Origin of the sequence: Aeromonas sp. R1-1 (assembly GCF_040908495.1) — a bacterium.
Taxonomy (GTDB): domain Bacteria; phylum Pseudomonadota; class Gammaproteobacteria; order Enterobacterales; family Aeromonadaceae; genus Aeromonas; species Aeromonas veronii.
Window position 1 is genome coordinate 1 of the sequence record NZ_JBFODV010000032.1, and the last position, 1,707, is coordinate 1,707.

Here is a 1,707-nt window from a genome sequence, read left to right on the forward strand (position 1 = left end):
GGAGGCGACTGCCTTGCAGCTGGCCCCCGATGAACAGCCCTTCCCCCTCGCCTTTGATCTCAGCCAATCAGCGGAAGGGCCGCTGCAGATCGAGTGGGCCGAGCTCATCCATACCCTTGTCAGCGAGCGGCGCCAAGGCACCTCCACCGCCAGTCTGGCCGCCGGTTTTATCCGCGCCATCAGCGCTCTGGTCATCGCTCTGGCCGAGCGCTTCCCCGGCTATCCGGTGGCGCTCGGGGGCGGCGTCTTTCAAAACCGGGTGCTGATGGATCAGCTGGTACCCGCACTCGAAGCAGCCGGCCGGCAGGTATTGACCAGCGAAACCCTGCCGCTCAATGACGGTGGCATCGCCGCCGGTCAGCTCTGGTTTGCCATCCACCATCTTGCCACGCATCAGCCTGTCACCACCGGCTGTGCCACCTTGTCGGAGTCCTGAAATTCATGTGTCTATCCATCCCCTCTCAGGTGGTGCAGCTGCACCCCGAAGATAACTGCGTCACCGTCGACACCCTGGGGGTGCAGCGGCGCGTCAGCTGCATGCTGCTCGAAGAGCCTCTCCAGGTGGGCGACTATGTGCTGCTCCATATCGGCTTTGTGATGAGCAAGATTGACGAAGAGGAGGCGCAGGCCAGCCTCGAGAGCTTCCGCCAGATGGTGGCCCTGATGCCCAAACAGGATATCTTGCCATGCTGACCTTGAATGACCTGTTCCAGGGCTTTCGCCAGCCCGAGGTGATCCGCGCCCTCGCCGCCCAGATCACCGAACTGGCCAAAGATCTCCCCGAACCGCTGCGGGTGATGGAGGTGTGCGGCGGCCATACCCACACCATCATGAAGTACGGCCTGCACCAGCTGCTGCCGGCCAGCATCGAGTTCGTTCACGGCCCCGGCTGCCCGGTCTGCATCATGCCCAAAGAGCGCATCGATCAGGCCATCGAGCTGGCGAGTCAACCGAATGTCATTCTGGTCACCCTGGGAGACATGATCCGAGTGCCGGGCTCCAAGGGTACGCTGGCACAGCAGCGGGCCAAGGGGAGCGATATCCGCCCGGTCTATGACCCCCTAGACGCCCTGCGTATCGCCAAAGAGAATCCGGAGAAAACCGTGGTCTTCTTCGCCATCGGTTTCGAGACCTCCACCCCGATGACAGCGGCGCTACTTGCTGCCGCTGAAGAGCAAGAGGTCGAGAATCTGCTGTTTCATATCAACCATGTGCTGGTGCCCCCTGCCATTCATGCAGTGATGGCCGACGGCGTTGCCAAGGTGAACGCCTTTATCGGCCCCTCCCACGTCAGCGTCATAACCGGCGCCGATATCTACCTGCCCATCGTCGATCGTTATCAGGTACCGGTGGTGGTGAGTGGCTTCGAACCGGTGGATGTGATGGAGGCGCTCTTGATGATGGTGCGCCAGAAGGTAGAGGGTCGCTACGCGCTGGAGGTGCAATACAGCCGCGCCGTCACCGCCAGCGGCAATAAAGCCGCCCAGCGGCTGGTCGAGCGCTTTTTCGAGACCCGCGAGCACTTTCGCTGGCGAGGTCTGGGGGATATCAACGCCTCCGCCCTGCGCCTGCGCGATGCCTTTGCCAAACGCGATGCGGAGCGCCACTTTGCGCTCAATCAGACTCCCATCGATGACCACAAGGCGTGCCAGTGCGCCGATATCCTGCGCGGCCTGGCCAAACCGAACCAGTGCAAAGTCTTTGGCC

General features: G+C 62.3%; 2 protein-coding genes and 1 pseudogene. All 3 read left to right on the plus strand.

Annotated features, from left to right (window positions below):
• Positions 1–436: pseudogene (locus AB5Y92_RS01335) on the plus strand (carbamoyltransferase HypF); the annotation flags it as partial.
• 5 nt (positions 437–441) lie between these two features.
• Complete coding sequence (locus AB5Y92_RS01340; protein WP_040065728.1) at positions 442–693, plus strand: HypC/HybG/HupF family hydrogenase formation chaperone; 252 nt, start codon at positions 442–444, stop codon at positions 691–693.
• Positions 687–1,707, plus strand: a 1,021-nt coding sequence (gene hypD / locus AB5Y92_RS01345; RefSeq protein WP_368225245.1) for a hydrogenase formation protein HypD, incomplete at its 3' end; no start/stop codon positions are given. The genes AB5Y92_RS01340 and hypD, both read left to right, overlap by 7 nt.